The organism is Microbacterium imperiale, assembly GCF_017876655.1.
Lineage (GTDB): Bacteria > Actinomycetota > Actinomycetes > Actinomycetales > Microbacteriaceae > Microbacterium > Microbacterium imperiale.
Genome location: NZ_JAGIOK010000001.1, coordinates 1,665,768 through 1,691,725, shown reverse-complemented (window position 1 = coordinate 1,691,725; position 25,958 = coordinate 1,665,768). Strand labels below are relative to the sequence as shown.

28 protein-coding genes and 2 pseudogenes are annotated in these 25,958 nt (G+C 66.9%); 27 read left to right on the top strand and 3 right to left on the bottom strand.

Annotated elements, in window-relative coordinates; translation table 11 throughout:
• Nucleotides 1–10: 10 nt before the first annotated feature.
• From JOF37_RS08275 to JOF37_RS08200, 17 genes are all read left to right on the top strand, one after another.
• The gene (locus JOF37_RS08275; protein ID WP_210006398.1) at nucleotides 11–454 is read left to right on the top strand and encodes a MerR family transcriptional regulator; all 444 of its coding nucleotides are present in this window, start codon (nucleotides 11–13) and stop codon (nucleotides 452–454) included.
• Nucleotides 415–1,440 carry an arsenic resistance protein gene (locus JOF37_RS08270; RefSeq protein WP_210006397.1) on the top strand — a complete coding sequence of 342 codons (1,026 nt, stop codon included), beginning with the start codon at nucleotides 415–417 and terminating at the stop codon, nucleotides 1,438–1,440. Before JOF37_RS08275 ends, JOF37_RS08270 begins: the two co-directional genes overlap by 40 nt.
• Nucleotides 1,441–1,680: 240 nt before the next feature.
• Nucleotides 1,681–1,965 carry a hypothetical protein gene (locus tag JOF37_RS08265; RefSeq protein ID WP_210006396.1) on the top strand — a complete coding sequence of 95 codons (285 nt, stop codon included), beginning with the start codon at nucleotides 1,681–1,683 and terminating at the stop codon, nucleotides 1,963–1,965.
• Nucleotides 1,966–2,235: 270 nt separating this feature from the next.
• On the top strand, nucleotides 2,236–2,688 hold the full coding sequence (locus JOF37_RS08260; protein ID WP_210006395.1) for a hypothetical protein: 453 nt from the start codon (nucleotides 2,236–2,238) through the stop codon (nucleotides 2,686–2,688).
• 89 nt (nucleotides 2,689–2,777) lie between these two features.
• Nucleotides 2,778–3,440 (top strand): DsbA family protein, encoded by a 663-nt coding sequence (locus JOF37_RS08255; protein ID WP_210006394.1) that lies wholly within the window; start codon nucleotides 2,778–2,780, stop codon nucleotides 3,438–3,440.
• Between the two features lie 58 nt (nucleotides 3,441–3,498).
• Nucleotides 3,499–4,101, top strand: a complete 603-nt coding sequence (locus JOF37_RS08250; protein ID WP_210006393.1) for a TlpA family protein disulfide reductase — start codon at nucleotides 3,499–3,501, stop codon at nucleotides 4,099–4,101.
• Complete coding sequence (locus JOF37_RS08245) at nucleotides 4,098–4,862, top strand: cytochrome c biogenesis CcdA family protein (RefSeq protein WP_210006392.1); 765 nt, start codon at nucleotides 4,098–4,100, stop codon at nucleotides 4,860–4,862. The genes JOF37_RS08250 and JOF37_RS08245 overlap by 4 nt, the downstream gene beginning before the upstream one ends.
• A complete protein-coding gene (gene resB / locus JOF37_RS08240; RefSeq protein ID WP_210006391.1) occupies nucleotides 4,843–6,531 on the top strand; it encodes a cytochrome c biogenesis protein ResB in 1,689 nt (562 codons plus the stop codon). The genes JOF37_RS08245 and resB overlap by 20 nt, the downstream gene beginning before the upstream one ends.
• A 120-nt stretch (nucleotides 6,532–6,651) precedes the next feature.
• Nucleotides 6,652–6,906: a cytochrome c oxidase assembly protein gene (locus tag JOF37_RS15540; RefSeq protein ID WP_245338123.1), complete on the top strand. Its 255-nt coding sequence runs from the start codon at nucleotides 6,652–6,654 to the stop codon at nucleotides 6,904–6,906.
• A complete protein-coding gene (locus JOF37_RS15535) occupies nucleotides 6,839–7,177 on the top strand; it encodes a cytochrome c oxidase assembly protein (protein ID WP_245338122.1) in 339 nt (112 codons plus the stop codon). The genes JOF37_RS15540 and JOF37_RS15535 overlap by 68 nt, the downstream gene beginning before the upstream one ends.
• 3 nt (nucleotides 7,178–7,180) lie before the next feature.
• Nucleotides 7,181–8,803 (top strand): apolipoprotein N-acyltransferase, encoded by a 1,623-nt coding sequence (lnt, locus tag JOF37_RS08230; RefSeq protein WP_210006390.1) that lies wholly within the window; start codon nucleotides 7,181–7,183, stop codon nucleotides 8,801–8,803.
• Nucleotides 8,804–8,894: 91 nt separating this feature from the next.
• A complete protein-coding gene (locus JOF37_RS08225) occupies nucleotides 8,895–9,095 on the top strand; it encodes a M23 family metallopeptidase (RefSeq protein ID WP_307803450.1) in 201 nt (66 codons plus the stop codon).
• Between the two features lie 80 nt (nucleotides 9,096–9,175).
• The gene (gene ccsB / locus JOF37_RS08220) at nucleotides 9,176–10,186 is read left to right on the top strand and encodes a c-type cytochrome biogenesis protein CcsB (protein ID WP_210006389.1); all 1,011 of its coding nucleotides are present in this window, start codon (nucleotides 9,176–9,178) and stop codon (nucleotides 10,184–10,186) included.
• Nucleotides 10,187–10,309: 123 nt separating this feature from the next.
• On the top strand, nucleotides 10,310–10,669 hold the full coding sequence (cmtR, locus tag JOF37_RS08215) for a Cd(II)/Pb(II)-sensing metalloregulatory transcriptional regulator CmtR (protein WP_114587692.1): 360 nt from the start codon (nucleotides 10,310–10,312) through the stop codon (nucleotides 10,667–10,669).
• On the top strand, nucleotides 10,666–12,585 hold the full coding sequence (locus JOF37_RS08210) for a heavy metal translocating P-type ATPase (RefSeq protein ID WP_210006388.1): 1,920 nt from the start codon (nucleotides 10,666–10,668) through the stop codon (nucleotides 12,583–12,585). The genes cmtR and JOF37_RS08210 overlap by 4 nt, the downstream gene beginning before the upstream one ends.
• Before the next feature lie 61 nt (nucleotides 12,586–12,646).
• A complete protein-coding gene (locus JOF37_RS08205) occupies nucleotides 12,647–13,120 on the top strand; it encodes a signal peptidase II (protein WP_228176924.1) in 474 nt (157 codons plus the stop codon).
• Nucleotides 13,117–13,725: a cadmium resistance transporter gene (locus JOF37_RS08200; protein WP_210006387.1), complete on the top strand. Its 609-nt coding sequence runs from the start codon at nucleotides 13,117–13,119 to the stop codon at nucleotides 13,723–13,725. The genes JOF37_RS08205 and JOF37_RS08200 overlap by 4 nt, the downstream gene beginning before the upstream one ends.
• Nucleotides 13,726–13,921: 196 nt before the next feature.
• Here JOF37_RS08200 and JOF37_RS08195 read toward each other — a convergent pair.
• Nucleotides 13,922–14,364: pseudogene (locus JOF37_RS08195) on the bottom strand (cobalt transporter); the annotation flags it as partial.
• A pseudogene (locus JOF37_RS08190) lies at nucleotides 14,361–14,679 on the bottom strand (ArsR/SmtB family transcription factor). The pseudogenes JOF37_RS08190 and JOF37_RS08195, both read right to left, overlap by 4 nt.
• A 133-nt stretch (nucleotides 14,680–14,812) precedes the next feature.
• Between JOF37_RS08190 and JOF37_RS08185 the strand changes: the two are divergent.
• The 10 genes from JOF37_RS08185 to JOF37_RS08135 all read left to right on the top strand — a co-directional run bounded on the left by JOF37_RS08185 (nucleotide 14,813) and on the right by JOF37_RS08135 (nucleotide 24,567).
• Nucleotides 14,813–15,094, top strand: coding sequence for a metal-sensitive transcriptional regulator (locus JOF37_RS08185; RefSeq protein WP_114587688.1), 282 nt, complete (start codon nucleotides 14,813–14,815; stop codon nucleotides 15,092–15,094).
• 30 nt (nucleotides 15,095–15,124) lie between these two features.
• A complete protein-coding gene (locus JOF37_RS08180; RefSeq protein WP_210007723.1) occupies nucleotides 15,125–15,448 on the top strand; it encodes a heavy-metal-associated domain-containing protein in 324 nt (107 codons plus the stop codon).
• Entirely contained in the window at nucleotides 15,445–17,709 is a 2,265-nt protein-coding gene (locus JOF37_RS08175; RefSeq protein ID WP_210006386.1) for a heavy metal translocating P-type ATPase, read from the top strand. The genes JOF37_RS08180 and JOF37_RS08175 overlap by 4 nt, the downstream gene beginning before the upstream one ends.
• 125 nt (nucleotides 17,710–17,834) lie before the next feature.
• The gene (locus tag JOF37_RS08165) at nucleotides 17,835–19,892 is read left to right on the top strand and encodes a heavy metal translocating P-type ATPase (RefSeq protein ID WP_245338568.1); all 2,058 of its coding nucleotides are present in this window, start codon (nucleotides 17,835–17,837) and stop codon (nucleotides 19,890–19,892) included.
• Nucleotides 19,893–19,925: 33 nt separating this feature from the next.
• A complete protein-coding gene (locus tag JOF37_RS08160; RefSeq protein ID WP_210006383.1) occupies nucleotides 19,926–20,357 on the top strand; it encodes a DUF6153 family protein in 432 nt (143 codons plus the stop codon).
• A 97-nt stretch (nucleotides 20,358–20,454) separates the two neighbouring features.
• The gene (locus JOF37_RS08155; protein WP_114587684.1) at nucleotides 20,455–21,069 is read left to right on the top strand and encodes a DUF305 domain-containing protein; all 615 of its coding nucleotides are present in this window, start codon (nucleotides 20,455–20,457) and stop codon (nucleotides 21,067–21,069) included.
• Between the two features lie 66 nt (nucleotides 21,070–21,135).
• Nucleotides 21,136–21,372: a hypothetical protein gene (locus JOF37_RS08150; RefSeq protein ID WP_210006382.1), complete on the top strand. Its 237-nt coding sequence runs from the start codon at nucleotides 21,136–21,138 to the stop codon at nucleotides 21,370–21,372.
• Between the two features lie 100 nt (nucleotides 21,373–21,472).
• The gene (locus JOF37_RS08145; RefSeq protein ID WP_210006381.1) at nucleotides 21,473–21,877 is read left to right on the top strand and encodes a four-helix bundle copper-binding protein; all 405 of its coding nucleotides are present in this window, start codon (nucleotides 21,473–21,475) and stop codon (nucleotides 21,875–21,877) included.
• Between the two features lie 287 nt (nucleotides 21,878–22,164).
• Entirely contained in the window at nucleotides 22,165–23,004 is an 840-nt protein-coding gene (locus JOF37_RS08140; RefSeq protein WP_210006380.1) for a F510_1955 family glycosylhydrolase, read from the top strand.
• Between the two features lie 671 nt (nucleotides 23,005–23,675).
• A protein-coding gene (locus tag JOF37_RS08135) for an IS5 family transposase (protein WP_372445425.1) occupies nucleotides 23,676–24,567 on the top strand; the annotation gives its coding sequence in 2 pieces (ribosomal slippage) (nucleotides 23,676–24,061 and nucleotides 24,060–24,567; 894 coding nt in all).
• Between the two features lie 268 nt (nucleotides 24,568–24,835).
• Here the strand turns inward: JOF37_RS08135 and JOF37_RS08130 are convergent.
• A complete protein-coding gene (locus tag JOF37_RS08130; RefSeq protein WP_210006379.1) occupies nucleotides 24,836–25,879 on the bottom strand; it encodes a TerC family protein in 1,044 nt (347 codons plus the stop codon).
• Nucleotides 25,880–25,958 lie beyond the last annotated feature (79 nt).

Genomic DNA, 25,958 nt, shown 5'->3' with positions numbered 1-25,958 from the left:
TGTCGGGCGCGTGCGTATCTCTGAGCTGTCCCGTCGCTCCGGCGTGCCGGCGACCGCCCTTCGGTTCTACGAGTCGGTGGGGCTCATCGTGGCCGCGCGCGCGGCGAACGGATACCGCGACTACGACGAGAGCGCCGTCGACCGGCTGACTTTCTTGCATGGGGCGAAACAGCTCGACCTGTCACTGCCCGAGATCGTCGAGTTGCTCGACGTGGTGGAGGCGGAGAGTTGCACTCAGGTTCGCGAGACCTTGCGGCCGAAGCTGGATGAGCGTCTGCGTGACGTCGACGAGCGGCTGGCGGTTCTGATGAAGCTTCGAGAGCGGCTGGTGGAGGCGACGGACCGGGTAACAACTTGTCCCGACAGCGGCGATCGCTGCCGGACAGAATGTGTGCTCGCGCGACCGGGCGCCTCATGTGTCACGGACCCGCTGACAGGCGGAGGGGACCGGTGAGGCTCGGCCCACTCGTCGAGTGGTGGGATCGCCGGCAGATCGCGCTCTACGTCGTTGCGATCGGGGTCGGTGCGACCCTCGGACTGGCAGCGCCACAGGTCGCGCCCGCTTTGGAGCATTCCATCGAGCCGGTGCTGATGTTGCTATTGTTCGCGACGTTCCTCGGTGTCCCCCTCATCGAGATCGGGCGGGCGCTTCGAGATATCCGCTTTCTCGGGACGGTCTTGGCCGCCAACTTCGTCGTCGTGCCTGTGCTCGCGTGGGGGCTATCTCGATTCGTAGCGGATGACCGGGGGCTGCTGCTGGGGGTGTTGTTCGTTCTGCTGACGCCGTGCATCGACTACGTGATCGTGTTCACCGGTTTGGCCGGCGGAGCTCGCGCGCGTCTGCTGGCCGCCGCGCCACTGCTGATGCTCGTCCAGATCGTTCTGCTGCCGGTGTTCTTGTTCTTGTTCGCCGGGGGCGATGTGCTCGCCGTGATCGACGTGGGGCCGTTCGTCGAGGCATTCCTGCTGCTGATCGTCCTCCCCCTTGCGGCCGCAGCGATCGTGCAGGCGGTCGCGCGACGACACCGCATCGGTCGCGCGTTAGAACAGGTGATGGCGGGTGCGATGGTCCCGCTGATGATGGTGACGCTGGCGGTGGTCGTCGGATCGCAGATCGCCGCGGTCGGCTCCCAGGCGCTGACGCTGCTGCGAGTGGTGCCGCTCTACATAGCATTCGTCGTAGTCGCTGTCGCGGCAGGCCTCCTCACTGCTCGATTCGCGCAGCTCGACGTTCCCCCCACTCGTGCCGTGATGTTCTCGGCGGCCACCCGGAACTCCCTTGTCGTGCTGCCACTCGCGCTAGCCCTGCCTGCCTCGTTGAGCATCGCGCCGCTTGCCGTCGTCACTCAGACGTTGGTGGAACTCGTCGCGATGGTCGTGCTCGTACGCTTGGTGCCCCGCATTGCTCGGCAGAGCGCTCCTACAGTGACGACCGACTGACCAGTACCGGCCCGGACGGCTCGATCAGTCTTGGAGAGCGGCCTGGATTGCCGCTTCTAGGTCGAACGCTGTACGCCGGGTGCGAGGTTTATACCCGTCCTGTTGCGATTAATACCCTAGGGGGGTATAGTATGAGACGCCAACCAAGCGCTCACCAGCACCGACGGGGGTGTCTCTTGGCGGCCCACCGGGGCACCCGTCTACGCCATGTCGCTCGCTGTCGACGCAGCGGGACGAGTGATGGCATCCACCTCGGAAGGTATGCTGGTCAGCACCGACGGGGCCGCCACATTCCGCGCGTGGCCGGATGCTCCCCTCCTTGCCGGGCTCAGCGCCTCCCCGGATCACAATCGAGTGGTCGGTATCGGCACTCAGGGGAGAATCTGGGCGACAACCGCCGGGGCACAGAACTGGTTCGAAGTCGGAACGGTCCACGGTGCCGCGCAAGCGGTCGCCATCGCCAACAACGGCGACATCCTCGTCGTCGATGACAGCGGCCTCACCCTCATCCCCAGGGAGCAGTAGCGCACAGCCTGGCGCGGCAGACGATGCACTCGGCCACGGGGCGGGGGGCCTGCACGGCTTCGACATGCAGGCCCTCCTCGCCTTAGGTCGGACGTACTTGCCGATTGCCACCGCGGCTGCCGCCGACGATCACGGACACCGCCACGCACCGGATCCGGCGGGCGAGTCGAGGCTGACTGTAACGGTCGAGGCTCCCGCTCCCTTTGCCCGTTCGCCAGCATCGACGTTGCGGCTCTGAGCGGCTTAGGTCTGCACGGTAGGCTGTGAGGAATGGTTTCTTCGGCCCGGATTCAGCGTCCTGTGACGCTGAGTGAGCGCTGGTTGATAATGAGGCTCATTACCAGCGTTGGTCTGGCGCTGCTGCTGATGATCGGTCTGACGGCGACTGCCCATACGGAGTCGGAAGGATCGCCGCCTATCCCGCTGGTGGTATCCGGGCTGATGGACCCTCATGTAGAACCGGTGGCCGACGCCCCTGTAGAGCACGAGGAAGTCGCCAGCGGCGCACGGTCGGGGTCGGACGCGCTGGCCGGTGCGGCGTTGTGCGTATTCGGTGTTCTGTGTGGCCTCATGTTTATGGTGGCGTTGCGGAGGCTATGGCGTCGACGGATGCCGCTCGTTCTCACTGAGGTGTCGCGGGGGCCTGCGCTGCTTCTTATGCCGGCCCTGCGCACGAATCCGGTCGTGTTGTCGTTGACGCAGCTGGGTCTTTCTCGAACCTGACATTCGGCACGCCGCCCCGTGGGGTGGTGTTTCGTCCCGGGCTGCGTGCCCGGGATCGTCCCTGTGCCGTGTCTTGGTTTGGAGTATCCGTGAAAACCCCTCTGAAAGCGACCCTCATCACCGCTGCCGTCGTAGCCGTGCTGGTTGTGGCCGCGTTGATCTATGTCCTTATCGACCGCAGTCAAACCCCTGCCTCTGGGGACGGATCCTCGCCGCCGGAAGTCCTGCGAGAGAGTTCGCATGTTCTCGATGACGGAGGTGAGGGTGCCGTCACCGTGGTGGAATTCTTGGACTTCGAGTGTGAGGCGTGTGGCGCTTTTTACCCGATCGTGGAGGATCTGCGGGAGCAGTTCGCGGGGGAGATCACGTACGTCGTCCGGTACTTCCCGCTGCCAGGCCATTTCAACTCGAAGAACGCGGCCCTGGCCGCCGAGGCGGCGGCGCAGCAGGGCCGGTTCGAGGACATGTACCACCGGCTGTTCGAGACACAGGAACAGTGGGGCGAGGCACAAGAGTCACACGCCGCGCTGTTCCGCGACTACGCCGCCGAACTCGGACTGGACATGGCCGCCTACGATGCGGCCGTCTCCGACCCGGCAACGGAGGAGCGCGTGCGATCCGACTTCGAGGAGGGCCGTGCTCTCGGGGTGAGCAGCACTCCGACTTTCTTCGTGGACGGTGAGGTCGCCGAGCTGCAGGAATGGGATGACCTCCAAAGCGCCATTCAGGCCGCGGTGAACGGTGGCCGGTGATGTGGACGGGGTCGTCGGTTGTGTTCCAGGTGGCCGCACTGACCAAAGTCGAGCGGCCATGAACCTCCGTGCTCTGATCGCTGCCGTCTTGGCCCTGCTGGTCGTCGGTGTGCTCGCTGGGTGCGTGTCCAGCGATTCGCTCGCGCAGCAGTACCGGGACGGGAACGAGAAGGGCTATATCGCCGGCGACTTCCGGGTCGTTGAGATCCCCGAAGCTGATCGTGGGGAGCCGGTCGTGTTTGCGGGGGTCACCGAGACCGGGGAGCGTGTGTCCAGCGACGATTACCGCGGCGGGGTGCTGGTGGTGAACTTCTGGTACGCCGCGTGCGGGCCGTGCATCGTCGAGGCGCCTCTGCTTGAGGAGGTGTGGCAGGAGTACCAGGAGCAGGGTGTCGCGTTCCTCGGGGTAAACACTTACGACCAGCCCGCGACCGCATTGTCCTTCGCCCGCGACAACAACGTCACCTACCCAAGCGTGATCGACGTGAACGACGGCAAAGTGAAGCTCGCCTTCGCGCAGGTCACTCCGATCCAGGCCACCCCCACCACTCTGGTCATCGACCGGGAGGGACGGGTCGCTGCGCGAATTATCGGGCAGTTGGCCAGCGCCTCGATCTTGTCCACCTTGATATCCGACACCCTCGCCGAGGACAGCCCATGAACCCGGGAGCGGTCATCGTCGACGGCGCCCTGTGGGTCGCGATCCCCATCGCGATCCTCGCCGGGCTGGTCTCGTTCCTGTCCCCGTGTGTGCTGCCGCTGGTGCCCGGCTACCTCGGCTACCTCGGCAGTACCGCCACAACCACAGCCCCTACTGTCAAAGGCGGGCGCACCGCCACTGCGGAGCGCGCCCGCCTGTTGCTGGGCGTGACGCTATTCATCGCCGGGTTCACGGTCGTCTTCGTCGCCGTCACGATACTGGGGGGCACCTTCGGATACCTGCTGCTGCAGTACGCAGGCATCCTCACCCGGGTGTTCGGGGTCGTCATCGTCGCCCTGGGGCTGGTGTTCCTCGGCTTTTTCGGGATCGCGCAGCGCAGCCTTCGCCCCCGCGCGCAGGGTCGTGCGGGACTGATCGGGGCGCCGCTTCTCGGGTTCGCGCTCGGCGTCGGCTGGACGCCGTGCATTGGCCCGACGCTCGCGGCGATCATCTCGATGTCGTGGAACCTCGGCGACCCCGCCCGCGCAGGCCTGCTCGGTCTGGCGTATTCGCTGGGCCTGGGCATCCCGTTCCTGATCCTCGCGGCTGGGTGGGGGTGGGCATCCCGATCGGTGGCGCTCCTGCGGAAACACATTCGCGCGCTGAACATCATCGGCGGGGCCATGCTCATCGTCCTCGGCCTACTGATGGTAAGCGGACTGTGGACGGCGCTGATGTCGCAGCTGCAGCAGGTGGTGATCAATGTCCCCCTCCCGCTCTGACACCGGCACCGAGGTCACGGCCGACCCGCCGCGCCCCGGCGACCACGCCGACAGCGACTCCGCGACCGATATCGCCCAGCCGGCGCTGGGCATTGCGGGGTGGTTGCGGTGGGCGTGGCGGCAGCTGACCAGTATGCGCACTGCGCTGGTGCTGCTGCTGTTCCTCGCGATTGCCGCGGTGCCCGGGTCGCTGTTCCCGCAGCGCAGCGCTGACCCCAACGGGGTCATCCAGTGGGAGCGGGACAACCCCGACGTGTTTCCCCTCGCGGATGCGGTCGGCCTGTTCGACGTGTATCTGTCGCCGTGGTTCTCCGCGATCTATCTGCTGCTGTTCACTTCCCTGATCGGCTGCGTGATCCCGCGCGCCAAGCATCACTACAAGGCGCTGCGTTCTCGCCCGCCGCGCACTCCGGCGCGGCTGTCGCGGCTCTCGGAGTTCCGGGAACTGACTCTGCCGAGAGAGGGAGGGCAGACCGACCCGGCCGCGCACGCGATCGACGTTGCCGCAGAGCAGCTGCGGAAGGCCGGATACCGGGTGGAGCGCTACGACGCTCGCGGCGCCGCGTCGGTGTCGGCCGAGCGCGGCTACCTGCGCGAGACCGGCAACCTGATCTTCCACGTCGCCCTCGTCGGCGTGCTGGTCTCCGTGGCGATCGGCGGGTCGTTCGCATATACCGGGCAGCGGGTGGTGGTGGAGGGCACCACGTTTGTGAACGCGCTCAGCGACTACTCCTCGTTCAACCCCGGCCGGTTCGTCGACGGCACCGGGCTTGCGCCCTACTCGCTCACCCTCGATGACTTCCAGGTCTCTTACCGGCTGCCCGGCACCCCTGGCGCAGGCCAGGCAGGCGACTTCTCCGCCGACGTCACCATTCGCCAGCCCGGGCAGGATGACCGGGCGCAGAGCGTGATCGTGAACTATCCGATCACCGTCGAAGGCGACCGGATCTACCTGCTCGGAAACGGCTACGCCCCCACCCTCACGATCCGCGACGCCGCAGGCGAGGTCGTGTACAGCGAATCGCAGCCGTTCCTGCCGCAGGACTCCAACATGACCTCGCTGGGGATCATCAAGGTCCCGGACGGGCTGCCTGAGCAGGTCGGACTGATCGGGTTCTTCTACCCCACCCAGGGGGTGTTGCCCTCCGGCGCGTTCACCTCCGTCTACCCGGACGTGGTCAACCCGGTGATCACCCTCAACGTGTTCAGCGGGGATCTCGGCATCGACGACGGCACCCCGAGGTCGGTGTACACGCTCGAGGTCGACGGGCTTACCCAGCACACTGGTGGCGACACCGCCGCCGACTCCCTTGAGCTCACCCCCGGCGCCACTGTTGATCTGCCGAACGGGTGGGGCACCATCACCTGGGAGGAAGTCACGGCGGAGGAGCCGGTGAAGCGGTTCGCGTCGCTGCAGATCCAACGCGACCCCAGCAGCGGCTGGGTGCTCGCGTTCTCCGTGCTCGCCACCCTCGGCCTGTTCGCCGGCCTGTTCGTGCCCCGCCGCCGGCTCTGGGCGAAAGCCCGCACCACCCCGGACGGCGTGCACGTCGAATACGCCGGCCTCGCCCGAGGCGAAGACCCGGCGCTGGCACGCGCCGTCGACGAGCTCGCGACCCGCCACGCGCGCGCCCTCCACGTAGATCAGCCGAAGAAGAACGAGCCGTGACGACCGTGTGGATCCCGGACTCGCCGCCGACTCCGGGCGGGTTCCTCACGCCGGCCGTTGCTCCGCTGCTGCGTGCCACCCCGCACCACGGCCCAAGTGCTCTGGTATTGCGTGGCGCGCATGTCGTGGCTGGCGGTGTCGATATACCTGCTGGCGTTCTACGGCCTCTACGTGGCGGACTTCGCCGACCCGATCCTGCACATGGTTACTGGGCACACCCTCCTCGGCGAGGTCGGGTTCCTGGTCGCTGGGATGCGGTTCACCATCCCGATCCTGTTCTCGGACCGGCTGCCGGTGCGGATGAGCCATGGCGACCGCGCCTTGGATGTGTGTTTGCCGAAGCCGCCCTGCACGCCTTCTTCGGCGTCTTCCTGATGATGGCCACCCCACCCTCATCGACGGGTTCGCCGGCCCGACGAGCGCGCTGGGCATCGACCCGATCGAAGACCAGCGCCTCGCCGGCGGGTTGGCCTGGTCGTACGGCGAGGCCCCCACCTTGCTGATGCTCATCTTTGGCATGCATCGCCGGTTCCGCGCCGACACCGCCCAGGCGGTCGCCACCGACCGTCGCGCCGACGCGCACGGCGATCCTGAGCTTGACGCCTACAACGACTACCTCACCCGCCTCCACCAGAAAGACAGCTAACCGATGCGCACGCCCTTGCCGACACCTGCCCCGGCCGTCGCGCCGGAGCAGGAGACGCCGCCGCGCCGCCCCGTTGCGGCATGGTCGCTGCCGGTGTGGGCGGCGGTGCTGGCATCCGCGGCAGCCGGCCTGCTGCTGGATCTCGCCTCCGCACCGGTGGGGTGGTGGCCGTTGGCGTTCGTGAGTGTCACGGTCGCCCTGGTGGCTCTGATCGGCCGCAGCTTCGGCGGGGCGTTGCTGATTGGCACTGTCTTCGGCGCCGTGTTCTACACGATCCATCTGGTGTGGGTGGGGGAGTTCCTCGGCCCGGTGCCGTGGCTTGCCCTCGCCGGGCTGGAAGCGGTCCTGTTCGGCGGGGGCGCGGTGCCGATCGCGCTCGCCTACCGGTGGATCGCCCGCTATCCGGCCCGCGGCCTCGTGCAGATGCTCGTGGTACCGCCGCTGATCGCGGTTCTGTGGACGGCCCGGGAGGTGGTGATGGGTGCGTGGCCGTACTCCGGGTTCCCGTGGGCGCGCCTCGGAATGACGCAGGTGGGTGGGCCGCTCGCGGAGGTCGCGTCGTGGACGAGTGTGACCGGACTGTCCCTGCTGATCGTCGTGGTGTGCGCCTCAGTGGTGCAGTGGATCCGCGCCGGCGCCATCCGGTTCATGCTCGGGTTGCACCCTGCCGTGAGCGTCGCTGTTCTCCTGGTCGTGACACCGCAGTTCCCCACCGCGCCGGCCGGGGAGTTCCGCGTGGGATGGGTGCAGGGCAACGGCCCCACCGGGTACTTCGACGACAAGGCGCCTGGCGACGTCCTGGCCGCGCAGACCGCCGCCACTGTGCCGCTGTACGGGCAGCCGATGGATTTGCTGGCCTGGCCGGAGGGCGGCGTCGACGGCGACCCGCTCAGTGATCTCGCCGCCGCCAAGGCGTTGGACCGGGTCGTGCGCTCGGCCGAGGCCCCGCTGCTGATGAACGCCGCCACCACCCGCGGCGACGATGTCTTCAACACGTCCCTGCTGTGGACTGCGGATCCCACGGACCGGCAGTGGCACGACAAGGTCAACCCGGTCCCGTTCGGGGAGTACGTGCCCGACCGGTGGTTCTACGAGCTGATCGTCCCCGACCTGGTGGGACTCATCCAACGTGAGTACACCCCGGGCACCAACCCACCCATCGTGCAGGTTGGGGATGTCAGGGTGGGGTTGGCGATCTGCTTCGACGTGATCTACGACGCCGTGATCTGGGAGGCCGCCCGCGCCGGCGCGGAGATGCTCGTGTTCCAGACCAACAACGCCGACTTCCGTGGCACCGACGAGAACCTGCAGCAGCTCGCGTTCGCCCGGATGCGCGCCATCGAAACCGGCCGCGCCGTCGTCAACGTCTCAACGGTGGGCACCAGTCAGGTCATCACCCCGGACGGCACCACCGTCGACAGCATCGGTGTCGACACCGCTGGCGCGTCGATCAGCACCGTTCCGCTGCGCACCGGACTCACCCCCGCGGTGATCCTCGGGCCCTGGCTCACCGCTCTCATCGTCCTCGCTGCCGCCGGCGCTCTCCCCGCGGCGTGGTTCTCCCACCGTGCCCGCACGCGTGCGGACGGCACAGATCGTCCGACTTACCCGGGGAGTCAGCCATGAACACGCCACGGGTGAGGCCTGCCGGAGGTCGACTTGCCGGGTCGCTGCGAACGCTGGCGACGGGCAGTGATCCCACACTGCCTGGTGCTGGATGGCGGAGGAGTGCGGGACCGGTAGCCGGCAGGTTGCCGCCGGGCAGACCGTCACGGCCGGGCAGACCGTCACGGCCGGGCAGCTGGTCGGACTCGTTGGCAACACGGGACGCTCCACCGCGAACCATCTGCACTTCGAGGTTTACCTCGACAGAACCGCCGTGGACACGCCGCGTTTGCTGGAAGCAAACGCGGGCTGACCTATGCGCAGCACGGATCTACCGCACCACCCCGCTTGCGGGCACCCCCTGACCGATACGACGAAGAGGACGACTCTGTCATGACTGGACCCGACCCGCTGTCCCTCGACGGCATCTCACTGCTTGTGGTGTGGACGGCGATCGCCACCTATCTGCTTGCGTTCATCGCGTACACCATCGACCTCGCCGGGCGCTCCGTCCCCGCCAGCGTCCCACAGCGGGAGCCGGCCCTGGTCGGCGCTGCCGCACGAGCGGACCGGTCGACACAGAGCAGGCAGAGTGGGCCGGTGGACAGCGTTCGCACGCCGCCCGCGAATCGGCAACGGCTGTTGTGGGCGCGGATCGGGACGTCACTGACGGTCCTCGCGTTCCTGTTCCACCTGGCCGGCACAGTTCTGCGCGGGATCGCTGCTGGGCGGGTGCCGTGGGCGAACATGTACGAGTTCGCGCTGACGGGTACCCTCCTAATCGTCGCCGTATACCTGCTGGTTCTGCGCCGTTACGACCTCCGCTTCCTGGGAGCGTTCCTCATCGGCATGATCGTATTGCAGCTGGGTGGGGCGACCATTGCGTTCTACGTTGAGGTCGTCCCGCTGATGGACCCGCTCAAGAGCATCTGGCTGGTCATCCACGTCTTCGTCGCCTCGCTCGCCACTGCCCTGTTCGCGATCGCCTGCGGCCTCGCAGTCACCCAGCTCATGCAAACCCGCCGGGAACGGCGGGCCGACACCACCTCAGCTCGAAATGGCGGCCCGCGGTTCCTGGCGACGCTGCCCACCGCAGACGCGCTCGAGTCCCTCGCGTACCGATTCGTGATCGTTGGGTTTGTGTTTTGGACCTTCACGCTGATCGCCGGCGCCATCTGGGCCAACGACTCCTGGGGACGCTATTGGGGGTTCGACACCAAGGAAGTGTGGACTTTTGTGATCTGGGTGCTGTACGCGGGGTACATTCACGCCCGCGCAACGAGAGGCTGGCGCGGCACCCGCTCCGCCTGGCTGTGCATCACCGGGTTCGCCACTGTGCTGTTCAATTTCACCGTCGTCAACATGTTCTTCAAAGGACTTCACGCATACTCCGGCCTTAGCTGACCATACCCAGCCATTCAGCCGACCGGCTCCAGTAAGGCGGATCCGATGCTGCTTCAACAGTCGACGATCGCCTGCCCGATTGTCCAGCTTGATTAGTTCATTGTGCAGTGTATTATTCATCGCATGCTGACTCATGCTGATCGACTCGACGTGATGAACCGGCTGGGGCGCGCCATGGCTGACCCGACCCGCTCTCGCATCCTTCTGACTCTCCTAGACGGACCGAACTACCCGGCGGTGTTGTCTCGCGAGCTGGGACTGACCCGCTCAAACGTGTCGAACCATCTGACGTGTCTGCGGGGGTGCGGGATCGTGGTTGCCGAGCCAGAGGGCCGGCAGACCCGCTACGAGGTCGCAGACCCGCACCTTGCCCGCGCCCTGACGGCGCTGGTGGATGTGACGCTAGCGGTCGACGAGAGCGTGCCGTGCATGGACCCGGACTGCGGGGTCGAGGGTTGCGTGGCGGGGAAGGTTCGGGCATGAGCGCGGTCACGGGTTCGCAAGTCGAGCACGTCGACCTCGACGACGACGATGATGACGATGACCGGCCGTGGTACCGGAGCCCGAGCGTTCTGATTCCGATCGCCTCCGGCGTCGCGTTCGCCGCCGGCCTGGTCTGCGAGTGGATCGGCGCGGAGACCGCGGGCCTGGTGTCGTTCTGGATCGGTCTGCTGCTGGGCGCGTACACGTTTGTGCCGGGCGCGCTGCGTAAGCTGTTCACCAAGGGCAAGCTAGGCATCGGCCTGCTGATGACAATCAGCGCCACTGGCGCCGTGATCCTCGGCTATGTCGAGGAGGCCGCCGCGCTGGCGTTCTTGTACTCCATCGCGGAGGCGTTGGAAGACAAGGCTATGGATCGCGCCCGCGCAGGATTGCGGGCACTGTTGAAGCTGGTGCCCGACACCGCACGGGTCCAGCGCGGCGACGCCACGGTCGAGGTGGAGGCGAAGGAACTGCGCGTCGGTGACGTGCTCGTGGTCCGGCCGGGCGAGCGGATTGCCACGGACGGCATCGTGCGCGCCGGGCGGAGCAGCCTGGACACGTCGGCGATCACAGGCGAGTCGATCCCGGTCGAGGTCGAGCCCGGCACCGACGTGTCGGCCGGGTCGATCAACACCACCGGCGTCCTCGAAGTCGAGGCCACCGCCGCCGGCACCGACAACTCGCTCACCACGATCGTGGAGCTGGTCGAGCAGGCCCAGGGCGAGAAGGGCGACCGCGCCCGCCTGGCCGACCGGATCGCCCGACCCCTCGTGCCCGGGGTGATGATCCTCGCCGTGCTGGTCGGCGCGCTCGGGTCGCTGCTGAGCGGCGACCCCGAGCTGTGGATCACCCGCGCCCTGGTCGTGCTGGTCGCAGCCTCGCCATGTGCTCTGGCGATCGCCGTCCCGGTCACCGTCGTCTCTGCGATCGGCGCAGCCTCCAAGTTCGGCGTGGTCGTAAAGTCCGGGGCCGCTTTCGAGCGATTCGGTGGCATCCGCCACCTCGCCGTCGACAAGACCGGCACCCTGACTCGCAATGAGCCCACCGTGACCCGTGTCGTCACCACCGGCGCGACCAAGGATGACGTGCTGGCATGGGCAGCGAGCCTGGAAGGTCACAGCACACATCCCCTCGCCGCAGCGATCACCAACAACGCGGTTCCCGGCGCTCCGGCTGCTACCGACGTCCGCGAGACCGCGGGCCACGGCATCGTCGGCACCCTCGACGGTGCTCGTCTCGCGGTAGGGAGTCCACGCTGGCTGGACGCTGGCACGCTGGCCGACGAGGTGCAGGCGATGGAGTCCGAGGGCATGACCGTTGTGATCGTCCACCGCAACGACCAGCCCGCCGGAGCGATCGGAGTGCGGGACGAGCTGCGCCCCGAGGTTCCCGAAGTCATTGACACACTGAACCGGCGTGGGATCGGCGTGACGATGCTCACCGGCGACAACGCCCGCACCGCCGCCGCCCTCGCCGCACAGGCCGGCATCAGCGACGTACGTGCCGAACTACGCCCCGAGGATAAGGCCACCGCTGTCGCGGAACTGTCGAAGTCGCAGCCCACCGCCATGATCGGGGACGGTATCAACGACGCCCCCGCTCTCGCAGCCGCCGACCTAGGGATCGCGATGGGAGCCAAGGGCGCCGATGCCGCCATCGAGTCCGCCGACGTCGCATTCACCGGCCACGACCTGCGCCTCATTCCGCAGGCCCTCGCCCATGCCCGCCGCGGCCGCAATATCATCAACCAGAACGTCATACTGTCCATCGCGATCATCGCTGTCCTCCTACCGCTGGCGATCACCGGAATCCTCGGACTTGCGGCCGTGGTGCTCGTCCACGAAATCGCGGAAGTCATCGTCATCCTCAACGGCCTCCGCGCGGCGCGGCGCACGCACCATGACCGGGCCCGCTGACAGCCGTGCGCCCGGGAGGGCGGGTGCCGTATTGAGTGCCGCCGGCCCAATTGGTGCGCGCGTGCGACCCCGACTGTTTCTGCTCGCGTTCGCCGTTGCCGCCAGTGCCGTGCTGATCGACCAAGGCACCAAAGCACTCGCCCTCGCACGGCTCAGCGAACAAGCCCGCATCCCGCTCCTCGGAGACTTGCTCGGCCTACAACTCGCGTTCAACCCCGGCACCGTCATGTCCCTCGGATCCGGCTCAACCTGGCTGATCACCCTCATCGCGGCCGCAGCATCCGTGGGTCTGCTCCTTGCCGCCACACGCGCCCGCACCGCGGGGTGGGCCGTCGTGATCGGGCTAATCTGGGGCGGCGCGGTCGGTAACCTCCTAGATCGGCTGTTTGCTCCACCCGGATTCGGAGTGGGTCATGTCACAGACTTTCTCGCCTACGGCAACCTGTTCATCGGTAACCTCGCCGACGTCATCATCGGCATCGGCGTCGGATTCGGCCTCCTGCTATACCTCCGTCAGGGAAAGACCCGAGCATGATCTTCTCCTCCGTTCTGCAGGCGATCGGGCTGTTCCTCGCGACGAACATCGACGACATCATCGTGCTCTCTCTGTTCTTCGCCCGCGGCGCCGGGCAACGGGGAACTACAGTTCGGATCCTCGTTGGTCAGTATGTGGGATTCGCAGGTATTCTCGGCGCCGCCGTGCTCGTATCCCTCGGCGCTGGGGCGTTTCTGCCTCCAGAGGTGATTCCCTACTTCGGGCTCATTCCGCTAGGTCTAGGGCTGTGGGCGGCTTGGCAAGCCTGGCACCGCCGACACGACGACGATGACGATGACGATGAGAGCAAGATCGAAGGCAAGAAGGTCGCTGTCTGGGCCGTGGCTGGAGTCACCTTCGCTAACGGTGGGGACAACATCGGCGTCTACGTTCCCGTCTTCCTCAGCGTGGGGCCCGCTGCCGTCGTCGCATACTGCGTTGTGTTCCTCGTGTTCGTTGCGGTGCTGGTGGTCGTGGCCAAGTTCATTGCCACGCGACGTCCGATCGCGGAGATCCTGGAACGTTGGGAGCACATCTTGTTCCCTCTCGTTCTTATCGGGCTTGGCATCTTCATCCTGATCAGCGGGGGAGCATTCGGGCTCTGACACAACCGTCATGCAGGGCAATTTAGGCAGCTGCGCGTCTAGACGTCATGATTGTCGCCGCTCTGAGCTACTCGACGACGCCGAGCGATTGTTCCGCCGAACGCAATTGACAAGGCTGTCCTAGCTCACCCGTGATCGTTGTCGCGGCTATAGACCTCTTCCCGTCCGACGACCGCGCCGGCGATATGGCGTGTCGGGCCGTGGCCGATCCCAGCTCGCGACCGGCGCGACGCTCCGCGAGCGAGAGGAACGGCATGATGACGACGCTGAGGGCGGTGATGACGATACCGAGAGTTGAGTGCTTGACGTCCACTTGGTCGATGGGAGTGAGCACGGACGTGACGGTGACGTACGCGGCGAAGGCGAAAACGCGACCGCTATGACGCGGAGCGTGCCCTTTTCCCACCGCTCGGGGTCGCGACGGGTGAACTGCCAGGCGACCGCGGCTGCCGACAGAACCTCGATCGTCGAGTCCAGGCCGAACCCGATAAGCGCGGCCGAGGATGCGACCGTGCCGGCGGTGATCGCGACGACGGCCTCGATCAGGTTGTAGGCGATCGTCGCCGTGACAATCCACCGGATTCGGCGTTGCAGGACCTGTCGGCGGTTGTCAGCGAGGCGGGGAGCGGTGGTGGTCATGCGCAGGTGCAGCTCTCTCCGGCGCAGCAGCCGGGCTCGACGTAGAGGACAACGCGCAGCAGCTCGTCCAAGGCAGGGGCGAGGTGTGAGTCCGCGAGTCGATACCAGGTCCGTCGACCATCGGGCACAGGCCTCGACGAAGCCACAGCCGCGCAAGCACGCGAGCTGGTTCGACATGACCTGACGAGAGACGGCAAGGATGTCGGCCAGGTCGGAGGGGTAGGCGGGTGCTTCGCGCAGCGCCAGGAGGACGCCCGCGCGCGTCGGGTCAGAGAGTGCGTGGCCGAGGCGGGCGAGCGCCGCGGTGTGCGTCACGGTGCGGTAGCGGTCGGGGTGGACATGACACCGAAATACAGAGAGCGCTGAATAAACAGAACGCTGTACGCCGGGTGCGAGGTGATTACCCCGTCCTGTTGCTATCAATACCCTAGGGGGGTATGGTATATCTGTGAACGGATACGACGGCAACAAAGACGACCTGCAGAAGCGACTGCGTCGGGTCGAGGGTCAGGTGCGTGGGATCGCCCGAATGATCGACGAAGACAAGTACTGCATCGACATCCTCACGCAGGTGTCTGCCGCGACGAAGGCCCTGGAAACAGTGGCGCTGTCCCTGCTGGGCGACCACCTGAGCCACTGCGTCGCGGAAGCGAGCGCCGAAGGCGGCCAGGTAGCTGCGGAGAAGATCCGTGAGGCCAACGACGCCATCGCCCGACTCGTCCGTTCTTGATCACACCGAATCCCCTTGAAGGAGCACATCATGACTGACCGCATTGACCTCGTTCTGAAAGACACCAACGCCGGCTGCGCTTGCTGCACCACATCCGCAGCGACGGACGCTCCCGCGTCGACCTCCGCCGCCGTCACGAAAGACGTCCTGGTAGACGGGATGACGTGCTCGCACTGCGTGTCGAGCGTCACTGAGGAGCTGACCGCGATCGACGGTGTGGAGAACGTCACAGTTGACCTGAACGCCGGCGGTACGTCACGGGTCACCATTCACAGCGCCGCGCCGATCGACTCTGACGCCGTGAAAGCCGCGGTCGAGGAGGCCGGCTACGCCGTGGCAGGTAGCCCCGCATGAGCACGGTCGACGTCGAGCTCGATATCTCCGGGATGACGTGCGCTTCCTGTGCGACCCGGATCGAACGCAAGCTGAACAAGCTTCCCGGTGTGGAAGCGACGGTGAACTACGCCACCGAGAAAGCACGTGTTCGCGGGCACGATGTCGACCCCGCCACCCTCATCGCCACGGTCGAATCCGCCGGTTACCAAGCAGCCCTCCCCGCACCGCCGGCAACCGATGACCACGCCGAGGAGGCGCGCAGCTCGGAGGCCGACGAGGTAGGGGCGCTGCGGCGCCGGCTGCTGATTAGCACTGCACTGTCGTTGCCGGTGGCGGTGCTGTCGATGGTCCCGGCGTTGCAGTTCGAGTACTGGCAGTGGCTGGCGCTCACCCTCACCGCCCCGGTCGCGGTATGGGGGGCGTGGCCCTTTCACCGGGCCGCGGCGGTCAACGCCCGTCACGGCGCGGCGACCATGGACACTCTCATCAGCGTCGGCGTGATCGCCGCGTTCGGGTGGTCCCTGTACGCACTGTTCTTTGGCGAGGCAGGCATGCCCGGGATGACGATGACTTTCACCCTGATCGGCACCCCGCAGGCCGGCGGACATGAGATCTATCTGGAAGTCGCGGCGCTGGTCACCGTCTTCATCCTGGCGGGCCGCTATGCCGAAGCACACGCGAAGAAGTCATCGTCGGAGGCGCTGCGGGCGCTGCTGGAGATGGGCGCGAAGCATGCCACAAAGCTCGTCGACGGTGGGGAACGGTCGGTGCCGGTCGCGCAGCTCGCTGTCGGAGACACCGTGCTTGTCAGGCCGGGGGAGAAGGTTCCCTCTGACGGGCTGGTGATCGATGGTTCCTCCGCGATCGACGCCAGCATGCTCACCGGAGAGTCGGTGCCCGTCGAAGTGACCGCCGGGTCCCGTGTGGTCGGCGCGACGGTGAACGTGGGCGGTCGCCTCATCGTCGAAATCACCCGGATCGGGGCGGACACGGAGCTTGCCCGCATGCGCCGGCTGATGGAGGAAGCCCAGACCGGCAAGGCCAAGGTGCAGCGCATCGCTGACCGCGTCTCTGCCGTCTTCGTTCCCATCGTCATCGGACTAGCCGTGGCTGCGTTCCTCGGCTGGACAATCGCTGGAGCCTCGCTCGAGCTGGCCTTCACCGCGGCGGTCGCCACCCTGATCATCGCGTGCCCGTGCGCCCTCGGTCTCGCCACCCCCACCGCATTGCTGGTCGGGACCGGCCGCGGCTCCCAGCTGGGCATCCTGATCCGCGGACCGCAAGTGCTGGAGCAGACCCGCACAGTCAACACCATCGTGCTCGACAAGACCGGCACGGTCACCACCGGTCAGATGACCGTCACAAGCGTCCGCCCCGTGGCAGGTGTCACCCGGGACGAGCTGTTGCGTGTTGCGGCGGCGGTCGAGGCAGGGTCTGAGCACCCGGTCGCCCGTGCTGTCGCCGCTGCCGCCCCGGCGGTCGCGTACGCGGACAGCTTCGTGTCGCACGCCGGGTTCGGCGTCCAGGGGATCGTGGAGGGGGCTGCGGTCGTTGCGGGCCGGGCGTCCTGGCTGGCCGAGCAGTGGGGCATCCACCCGCAGGCCGAAGCCGCCGCCGAGCTGAATGTTCTCGCGCGAACCTGTACCGCGATCGCGGTCGGTCGCGATGGGGAGTACCTCGGCGCGATCGGGGTGGCCGACACCGTGAAGCCGACCAGCGCCGCCGCGATTGCCCGCTTCCAGGCGCTCGGCTTGCGCCCGGTGCTGCTCACCGGCGACAACACCACCACCGCCGCACGAATCGCCGCGGAGGTCGGCATCCCCGACGTGCACGCCGAAGTCACTCCTGCTGGAAAGCTTGATGTGATCCGCCAGCTTCAGGACGACGGGCACGTGGTCGCGATGGTCGGTGACGGCGTCAACGACGCCGCCGCCCTCGCCGCCGCCGACCTCGGCCTGGCCATGGGCGGAGGCACGGACGCCGCGATTGCCGCCAGCGACATCACCATCGTCTCCGGCGACCTCACCGTCGTCGCTGACGCGATCCGCCTCTCCCGCCGCACCCTCGGCACCATCAAGGGCAACCTGTTCTGGGCGTTCGCGTACAACGTCGCCGCTATCCCGATTGCGATGGCCGGCCTGCTCAATCCTCTCGTCGCCGCAGCGGCGATGGCGTTGTCGTCGGTGTTCGTCGTGACCAATAGCCTCCGGCTGCGCCGGTTCCGACCCCACCCGGCACCCGCCCCTACGACCCCCGTTCCCGTGCCCCAACCGGCCTGACCCGTGCCGCCGCACCGGCGCACCCAGCGAAGGAGGCTTCAATGAGCCAGCACGACCACCACAACCACTCCGATCACCCAGACCACCACGCCCCGGCGACTGCCACCCAACACGATCACGCAGTGATGAGTCACCCGCGCAGCGAAGACGACCGGGCGCCCGCCGCGGGTCATTCCGGGCACGGTCATGCTGACCACGGCGGGCACGCCGGACACGGAGACCACGTTGCCCGGTTCCGACGGCTGTTCTGGATCATGCTGATCCTCGCGGTGCCCGTCGTGGGGTTCTCCACGATGTTCTCGATGCTGATCGGATACCCGCTGCCGGACGCGGCGTGGGTCGGATGGGTGTCCCCAATCCTCGGCACCGTCATGTACGTGTGGGGCGGCGCCCCGTTCCTTACCGGCGCCGTCAGCGAACTGCGCGCCCGCAAACCCGGCATGATGCTCCTCATCGCCCTCGCGATCACCGTCGCGTTCCTCGCCTCATGGGGTGCAAGCATCGGGCTACTGCACCACGAGCTGGACTTCTGGTGGGAGCTGGCGCTGCTGATCGTCATCATGCTCCTCGGGCACTGGATCGAGATGCGATCCCTCGCCCAGACCACCTCCGCCCTGGACTCCCTCGCCGCGCTCCTGCCCGACGAGGCCGAGAAAGTCGAGGGGGACACCACCGTCACCGTCGCCCCCGCCGACCTGCAGGTCGGAGACGTCGTCGTTGTCCGCCCCGGTGGACGGGTACCCGCAGATGGCCGGATCGTGCAGGGCTCGGCCAGCATGGACGAGTCCATGATCACCGGCGAATCCCGCCCGGTCCGCCGCAGCGACGGCGACCAGGTCATCGCCGGCACCGTCGCCACCGACTCCGGGGTCAGGGTGGAAATCACCGCGGTCGGACAGGACACCGCTCTCGCCGGCATCCAGAAGCTCGTCACCGAAGCGCAGAACTCCTCATCCCGCGCGCAACGACTCGCGGACCGTGCCGCGGGGTGGTTGTTCTGGTTCGCTCTCGGGGCGGCCGCGGTCACCGCCGCAGTCTGGACCCTGGTCGGGTTCCCCGATCAAGCGGTCATCCGCACCATCACCGTGCTCGTCATCGCCTGCCCGCACGCCTTGGGTCTGGCCATCCCGCTGGTGGTGTCCATCGCCACTGAGCGCGCCGCCCGCGGCGGCGTGCTGATCAAGGACCGCCTCGCGCTGGAGAGCATGCGCACCGTCGACACGGTCCTGTTCGACAAGACCGGCACCCTCACCAAAGGCACCCCCGCCGTCACCTCGGTCGCCCCGGCCGCCGGCATCGACGGAGACGAGCTTCTGTCGTGGGCCGCGGCCGCCGAAGCGGACTCGGAACACCCCCTGGCTCGGGCGATCGTGAACGCCGCGCAGGAGAAGCAGCTCACCGTCCCCACCGCCAGCGACTTCGAGTCCTCACCGGCCGTCGGTGTCCGTGCGCGGGTGACCGGCCGCACCATCCAGGTCGGCGGCCCCCACATGCTCGACCAGGAAGACGCAGCCGAACTGCCGGTCGCGGACGAGTGGCGCAAGGAGGGCGCGATCATCCTGCACGTGCTCGTCGACGGGCAGGTCGCGGGGGCGCTGCGCTTGGCGGACGAGATCCGTCCCGAGTCCCGCAACGCCGTCGACGCGCTACATCAGCGGGGCGTGCAGGTGGTCATGATCACCGGAGACGCCGAAGCCGTCGCCGCATCGGTCGCCGCCGACCTCGGTATCGACCGGTTCTTCGCCGGGGTCCGCCCCGAAGACAAGGCGTCCAAGGTGAAGGAGCTTCAAAGCGAAGGCCGCAAGGTCGCCATGGTCGGTGACGGGGTCAACGACGCACCGGCCCTCGCGCAAGCCGACGTCGGCACCGCTATCGGCGCCGGCACCGATGTGGCGATCGCGTCCGCCGGTGTCATCCTCGCCAGCGACGACCCCCGCTCCGTGCTGTCGGTGATCGAACTGTCCCGAGCCAGCTACCGCAAGATGAAGCAGAACCTGTGGTGGGCCGCCGGGTACAACCTCATCTCCGTCCCGCTGGCCGCCGGGGTACTCGCTCCCATCGGGTTCGTCCTGCCCATGTCTGTCGGCGCGATCCTGATGTCGCTGTCCACCATCGTCGTGGCCCTCAACGCTCAACTGCTGCGGCGCCTCAACCTCAGCCCGGACGCGGTTACCGACCACTGACAGGAGTGTCGTACCGTGGAAGGAGGGAGTGACATGTCGCTGATCGCACTGACGGAACGGCTCCACGCCGGACGGTCGATGGCGCGCACCCTTCTGCTGCTCATCGCAGTGACCGCCGCGGTCATCGTCGGCCTGTTGGCCATGCACTCCCTCAACACCCACACCGCCGCCGACACCGGCCACCAAACCACCGTCGCCACCGCCAGTGCCACCCCTGAGGACCACCACTCCGGCAGCACCGCGACGGGCGAGCCGTGCGCGGACTGCGGTTCAGGCCACTCAGACATGCTCGCGATGGCGTGTGTGCTGGCTCTCCTAGCCACCGTGCTGCTGCTGGGCCGACTCCGCCCGAGCAAAGTGCCGTTGTCGCTCCTGCCGCGCCCGCAGCCACTCAGCGCCGCGCTTCCCGGTGGGCCGAGACTGCGGCCGCCCTCTCTCACCGTTCTCTGCATCAGCCGTACGTGATACGGCCGAGCCGGCGCACCCTGCCGGCCGGACCTCACCCACCCGTCGATCTGACCGGTGCTCGTTCACGTACCCCCCCTGTATTTGGAGAACTCTGATGAAAATTCGTACCGCAGCGGCCGCTGCGCTCACCCTCGCCGCCGCCCTCGCCCTTGCTGGCTGCGCCGACGGCTCCGGCTCGCAATCCATGCCCGGCATGGACCACGGCAGCAGCTCGTCCCCGTCCTCATCGTCCACGGTGACGGCGGACTTCAACGACGCGGATGTGATGTTCGCGCAGATGATGATCCCGCACCATCAGCAGGCCGTCGAGATGGCCGACATGATCCTGAACAAGGAAGGCATCGACCCGGGCGTGCTCACCCTGGCCTCCGACATCAAGGCCGCCCAGCAGCCCGAGATCGACCAGCTGCAGTCCTGGCTGGACGAGTGGGGCGCCGACATGCCCGATATGGACAGCATGGAGGGCATGGACCACGGCGGCGGCATGATGAGCGAGGACGACATGGCCGCGCTAGAAGCCGCCACCGGCGCCGAGGCGTCCCGGCTGTTCCTCGAGCAGATGACGATGCACCACGAAGGCGCGATCGAGATGGCCCAAGACGAAGTCGACAACGGCCAGAACCCTGACGCGGTCGAGATGGCGCAGACCATCGTCGACACCCAGACCGCTGAGATCGCCCAGATGCAGGAACTGCTCGCGCAGCTCTAAACGCACCCCACCGGTGAGGACGCCCCCGGAGGGCGTCCTCACCGGTGGAATCGAAAGTGGTGCGGGATGCGTACCTACCTGCGCGCGACGGCGAGCTTTGTCGCGCCCACCGGCATGCCCCTCACCGGCTGCACCGCGGCCGAACCACCTTCGGTCGGCGGCGATCAGGCTGACACAGCGATGCTGTACGCTCACGCGATCGTGCCCGCACCTGACGGTGACAGCTTCCTCCCTAGCCGCGACGGTGGCGCCACGTCTTCATCACCGACGAAAGCAGGACTCAGCCTGCTGCCCTTCACCTAGCCCCCATTTACCGAAAGACCTCAATCCCCTGCATCGACCCTTGACCTCGCTCTAGCGTGACCACATGCCGGGGAAGGTCCCTGAAGAAAGGAAAGCACCCATGACTGTTGCAGATCAGATGCTCGCCACCCACCCGAAGGTCGGCTTTGCCGAAGCACAGGAGACCCTTCTGCGCTGTATCGAGGCGTGCGTCGAATCTGCGCAGGCATGTACCGCCTGCGCAGACGCATGCCTCGGAGAAGACATGGTCGCCGAGCTCATTACATGCATCCGGAAGAACTCGGACTGCGCAGACATCTGCGCCGCCACCGGTGCAGTGCTCTCCCGCCAAACCACACCGGATGTCGCGACGGTTCGCGCCCTGCTCGAAGCCTGCCGCACCGCCTGCGCGTCCTGTGCCGCCGAGTGCGAACAGCACGCAGACATGCACGAGCACTGCCGCGAGTGCGCCGAATCCTGCCGCCGCTGCGAGCAGGCATGCACCGACCTTCTCGCCGCTCTCTAAGTCGGCCCAGGTTCGCAAATCGCCCTGCAAGCACAACCCGCCATGGCGGTCGCTGACGGGACGGTCGATGCCGCAATCGACCGTCCCGTCACCTCGCCGCTCCCCCCTCCACCAGGAGACGTCATGACCGCCATCTACATGGCCAAGGAAAGGTCGGCAACGGTCGGAACAGTGACGGCATCGCCCTGGCCAAACCATCATCTAGCGCACACACCACGTTCCCGCTCACCTATACCCCGGCGGCAACCCTTCATCGGGGTGTCCGCCCTCCCGCGACCCGGAAGATCATGAACCGTTTTCTGCCCCTGACCGTCACCACCCTCACCGCGATCGCGATCACCGGGTGCGCAGCTGAGCGACCTTCCCTCAGCGACGCATCGTTGCCAGTGATTCAACACATTCACGGCATAGTCGCCGACCCGCGAGGAGAGGACCTGTTCGTGGCCACCCACGGCGGCATCCTCACCCTCGCCCCCGACGGAGAAATGTCGGGCCCGATCGCGGGGGAGGACCTGGACGCGATGGGATTCACGCTCCGCGGCGAGACCTTCTTTGCCTCCGGCCATCCGGGAACGCAGACCCCGTCGGAACTCGGAGCGCCAAACTTGGGAATCATCCGCAGCGACGACTTCGGCGAAACTTGGTCACCGGTCTCGCTCACCGGAAGCGCCGACTTCCATGTGCTTACCGCCGGGCCGGACGGGACGCTCTATGGACTCGCCTCAAGCAATGCGGATCTGCTCGTCAGCACCGACGACGGCCGGAACTGGTTCAGCGGCGCCGCGCTATCCGCCGTCGACCTCGCAGCTACGGAAGAAGGCATCTACGCCGCAGCAGAACAAGGCCTCCTTCGCAGTAGCGATCGCGGCGCTACGTTTGCCGCCGTCGAAGGAGCGCCACTGCTCTATAGCCTTGCCCCTCAGCCTGACGGCACCATCGCGGGAATTGGAACAGACGATGCTCTGTGGGTGCAAGCAGCAGATGGGGCCTGGGAGCGCCGGGCCACTCTCAGCGGTGCCGCCCAAGCGTTCACCATCACCGACGATGGCCGCTTCATAGTCGCCGACGAGCGCGGCATCGTCGAGATCACCCCGGAGACCACCACCATCATCGCCCCATCGCAATGAGCCGCTCCTCGCGACGGCCGCGACTCCGCTACCCTGCGCAGGTCAGGGTCATCATCGTCTTGGCTTCGACGCTGATCGTCATAATCCTGATCGCCTTAACCCTTCTGCGCGTCGATCGAGCTGACGACCACCCGGGACCGGCAGCGTCAATGTCGGCGGACCCGATCGACCAATAACGATCGTTTATGGCACGCTTGATTGACTCGGCAGCGCCACCGCGAACAATCGTGAGCAGAACGTCGTTCGCGGCATAGCCGGACGGTGGATCAGGTGTTCCGGCTCGCCGCGGCCTCTCTGCGCTCTCGCCACTGCCGGTTCAACTTCGGTGCAAGCACCGCAGCAGTGACAGTTCCGATGAGGCCTGGCATAAGCAGCAGCAAGAGTAGCGGCAGATCGTTCATGAGGTCCACGCTAACGAAGTGAGGTGGCGCGAGCCTCCGTCCGAAGGCGGGGCCGTCTCATCCGGGAGGCGGAGATCGGGCCTTCTGCATCGACGGTCGCGCCGATCGACACGCATCCTCGCCCCGAGACGATGGCTTCCCGAGGATGCGACGACTCCTTGAGATGACCATCGTTTCCGGCGGGGGTGTTCAAGGTCCCGTACGTGCTGAGCGCTGCCTAGGGCGTGTTGATCAAGAGGTTCAGGCTCAGGATCGGCGAGTCTCGATGGTGTGACGCGTCAGGAGATCTCGGATGAGGTGTGGGCTGTTCTGGAGCCGCTGATGCCGGTGCCGGTCGGCAGGTCGCGGCCGTGGACGGATCATCGTCTCGCGGTCGAGGGCATGGCCTGGAAGTACCGCACGGGGGCGCCCTGGCGGGATGTGCCGGAGCGGTTCGGGAAGTGGAACTCGATCTACAAGCGGTTCGCGCGCTGGGCCGAGGACGGCACCTGGGAGAAGCTGCTCGCCGAGGTGCAGAAGCAGTCGGACGCGGCGGGCAAGCTCGACTGGGTGGTGTCGATCGACTCGACGATCGCGCGCGTGCACCAGCACGGCGCGACCCTCAGCCGCGACACAGGGGGCTGTGTCGAATCACAAGAATCCGCGGGAAGAGCCGCCTGATCACGGGATCGGCCGCTCCCGTGGCGGGTTGACGAGCAAGGTGCATCTCGTCTGCGACGGGCGTGGACGTCCGCTGAGCTGGGTGATCACCGGCGCGAACATCAACGACACCACGATGATGACCGCCACACTCGAGCAGATCCACGTCCCTCGAGCTGTCGGCCGTCCGAGGCGGCGCCCGGATCGGGTGCTCGCCGACAAGGGCTACCCGTCGAAGAAGAACAGGGCGTGGCTGCGGGAGCGGAAGATCGCCGCGACGATCCCGGAACGCGACGACCAGATCGCGCACCGCCGCAGGAAGCCTGGCCGGCCCATCGACTTCGGGGAAGCCCAGCAGGAGCGCTACAAGGGACGCAACGTCGTCGAGCGCTGCTTCAACAAACTCAAGCAATGGCGCGGCATCGCGATGCGCTCAGACAAGACAGCCCGCTCCTACCGCGCCGCGATAGCCCTCGCCGCCACGCTGATCTGGATCAAGACCGACTTAATCCACACGGCCTAGCAAGACCCGCTGCCCCGCCGCGACGACAACTTCGGTCACTGATTGATCGGTGACCTCACGCAAGGTAACCGGATTGTCTCCTGCGTTGCGCAGGCTCCCGCACCCCGGCAGAGGTCCGCCGCAGCGGTCGCCGACACCGACAGTCCACGCGACTACGAGGCTCCCGGTCACCGCGAGCAGCGGCAACACAACCACTGCCACCGTCGAACCTCGGCGGCCCCTCCTCACCGGCTGGGAATCGGGGGCCAGGGCCGCCGAGGGGTCACGGTCAGTCATCGGAACTCACCTTCCCATCTGCGCGCACTCTGCCCCGGCGGCGGAAGACCGGCTCCGCGGCGGCGAGTTCCTCGTCGGTGGCGAGGCGGAACGCCCCGGCCGCTTCGGTTTCCACCGCGCGCCTTCCTTGGCCGCGGGTGGCGCGGAGGCTGGCGACGATCGAGACGGTGATGATGGTGGCCACCACGGCGAGGCTGATGGTGGTGGGGATGTAAAGGACGTCCAGGAGGAGCATCTTGATGCCCACCCAGATCAGGACGAACGCGAGTCCGACCTTGAGGTAGATGAACCGGTGGATGAGGTCTGCGAGGAGGAAGTACATGGCCCTCAGCCCCAGGACGGCGAACGCGTTGGCGGTGAACACCAGGAACGGTTCGGAGGTGACGGCGAAGATCGCGGGGATGGAGTCGACGGCGAAGATGATGTCGGTGATCTCCACCAGGACTAGCACCGCCAAGAGCGGCGTCGCCACCACGATTCCGGCTTTGCGGATAAGGAACTTCTGTCCGTGGTAGGCATCGGTCATCGGCACGAACCGGCGGAAGGCCTTGAGGATCTTGGATTTCTCGGGGTGAATGTGGTCGTTGCGGGAGCGGAACATCCGCCATCCGGTGTAGATCAGGAACGCGGCGAACACGTACAGGATCCAGGAGAAGTTCTCGATCAGTGCGGCGCCGGCGGCGATGAAGATGCCGCGGAAGATCAGGGCGCCCAGGACGCCGAGGAACAGTACCCGGTGCTGGTACTCGCGGGGCACGGCGAACGCGGCGAAGATGATCGCCCAGACGAACACGTTGTCCACCGCGAGGGATTTCTCGATCAGGTAGCCGGCGAAGTACTGCTGCCCGAATTCCGCGCCCCACAGCGACCACACGAGCACACCGAAGCTCACGCCCAGCACGATCCACACGATCGACCACGCGGCGGCTTCCCGCACGCCGATCACATGGGCTTTGCGGTGTGCGACCAGGTCGACGGCGAGCATCACCAGGATCACCCCCAGGACGGCGAACCACGCCCACAACGGCACTGACATGTCAAAGACCTCCACGAAGATTCGTGAAGGTCTCATCGGCCCTGTCGGGCTCTGCGCACCGGATCCCCTGCGGGAACGT

What these genes read in the sequence shown, in the direction of transcription:
- JOF37_RS08165 (WP_245338568.1), top strand. Translation starts at nt 17,835, where the DNA reads ATGAGTCACCCGCGCAGCGAAGACGACCGGGCGCCCGCCGCGGGTCAT.
- JOF37_RS15535 (WP_245338122.1), top strand. Translation starts at nt 6,839, where the DNA reads ATGGCGACCGCGCCTTGGATGTGTGTTTGCCGAAGCCGCCCTGCACGC.
- JOF37_RS08160 (WP_210006383.1), top strand. Translation starts at nt 19,926, where the DNA reads ATGTCGCTGATCGCACTGACGGAACGGCTCCACGCCGGACGGTCGATG.
- resB (WP_210006391.1), top strand. Translation starts at nt 4,843, where the DNA reads ATGTCCCCCTCCCGCTCTGACACCGGCACCGAGGTCACGGCCGACCCG.
- JOF37_RS08175 (WP_210006386.1), top strand. Translation starts at nt 15,445, where the DNA reads ATGAGCACGGTCGACGTCGAGCTCGATATCTCCGGGATGACGTGCGCT.
- JOF37_RS08270 (WP_210006397.1), top strand. Translation starts at nt 415, where the DNA reads ATGTGTCACGGACCCGCTGACAGGCGGAGGGGACCGGTGAGGCTCGGC.
- JOF37_RS08140 (WP_210006380.1), top strand. Translation starts at nt 22,165, where the DNA reads ATGAACCGTTTTCTGCCCCTGACCGTCACCACCCTCACCGCGATCGCG.
- JOF37_RS08150 (WP_210006382.1), top strand. Translation starts at nt 21,136, where the DNA reads ATGCGTACCTACCTGCGCGCGACGGCGAGCTTTGTCGCGCCCACCGGC.
- JOF37_RS08250 (WP_210006393.1), top strand. Translation starts at nt 3,499, where the DNA reads ATGAACCTCCGTGCTCTGATCGCTGCCGTCTTGGCCCTGCTGGTCGTC.
- JOF37_RS08145 (WP_210006381.1), top strand. Translation starts at nt 21,473, where the DNA reads ATGACTGTTGCAGATCAGATGCTCGCCACCCACCCGAAGGTCGGCTTT.
- JOF37_RS08155 (WP_114587684.1), top strand. Translation starts at nt 20,455, where the DNA reads ATGAAAATTCGTACCGCAGCGGCCGCTGCGCTCACCCTCGCCGCCGCC.
- JOF37_RS08225 (WP_307803450.1), top strand. Translation starts at nt 8,895, where the DNA reads ATGGCGGAGGAGTGCGGGACCGGTAGCCGGCAGGTTGCCGCCGGGCAG.
- JOF37_RS08210 (WP_210006388.1), top strand. Translation starts at nt 10,666, where the DNA reads ATGAGCGCGGTCACGGGTTCGCAAGTCGAGCACGTCGACCTCGACGAC.
- lnt (WP_210006390.1), top strand. Translation starts at nt 7,181, where the DNA reads ATGCGCACGCCCTTGCCGACACCTGCCCCGGCCGTCGCGCCGGAGCAG.
- cmtR (WP_114587692.1), top strand. Translation starts at nt 10,310, where the DNA reads ATGCTGACTCATGCTGATCGACTCGACGTGATGAACCGGCTGGGGCGC.
- ccsB (WP_210006389.1), top strand. Translation starts at nt 9,176, where the DNA reads ATGACTGGACCCGACCCGCTGTCCCTCGACGGCATCTCACTGCTTGTG.
- JOF37_RS08245 (WP_210006392.1), top strand. Translation starts at nt 4,098, where the DNA reads ATGAACCCGGGAGCGGTCATCGTCGACGGCGCCCTGTGGGTCGCGATC.
- JOF37_RS08265 (WP_210006396.1), top strand. Translation starts at nt 1,681, where the DNA reads ATGGCATCCACCTCGGAAGGTATGCTGGTCAGCACCGACGGGGCCGCC.
- JOF37_RS08130 (WP_210006379.1), bottom strand. Translation starts at nt 25,879, where the DNA reads ATGTCAGTGCCGTTGTGGGCGTGGTTCGCCGTCCTGGGGGTGATCCTG.
- JOF37_RS08180 (WP_210007723.1), top strand. Translation starts at nt 15,125, where the DNA reads ATGACTGACCGCATTGACCTCGTTCTGAAAGACACCAACGCCGGCTGC.
- JOF37_RS15540 (WP_245338123.1), top strand. Translation starts at nt 6,652, where the DNA reads ATGTCGTGGCTGGCGGTGTCGATATACCTGCTGGCGTTCTACGGCCTC.
- JOF37_RS08260 (WP_210006395.1), top strand. Translation starts at nt 2,236, where the DNA reads ATGGTTTCTTCGGCCCGGATTCAGCGTCCTGTGACGCTGAGTGAGCGC.
- JOF37_RS08200 (WP_210006387.1), top strand. Translation starts at nt 13,117, where the DNA reads ATGATCTTCTCCTCCGTTCTGCAGGCGATCGGGCTGTTCCTCGCGACG.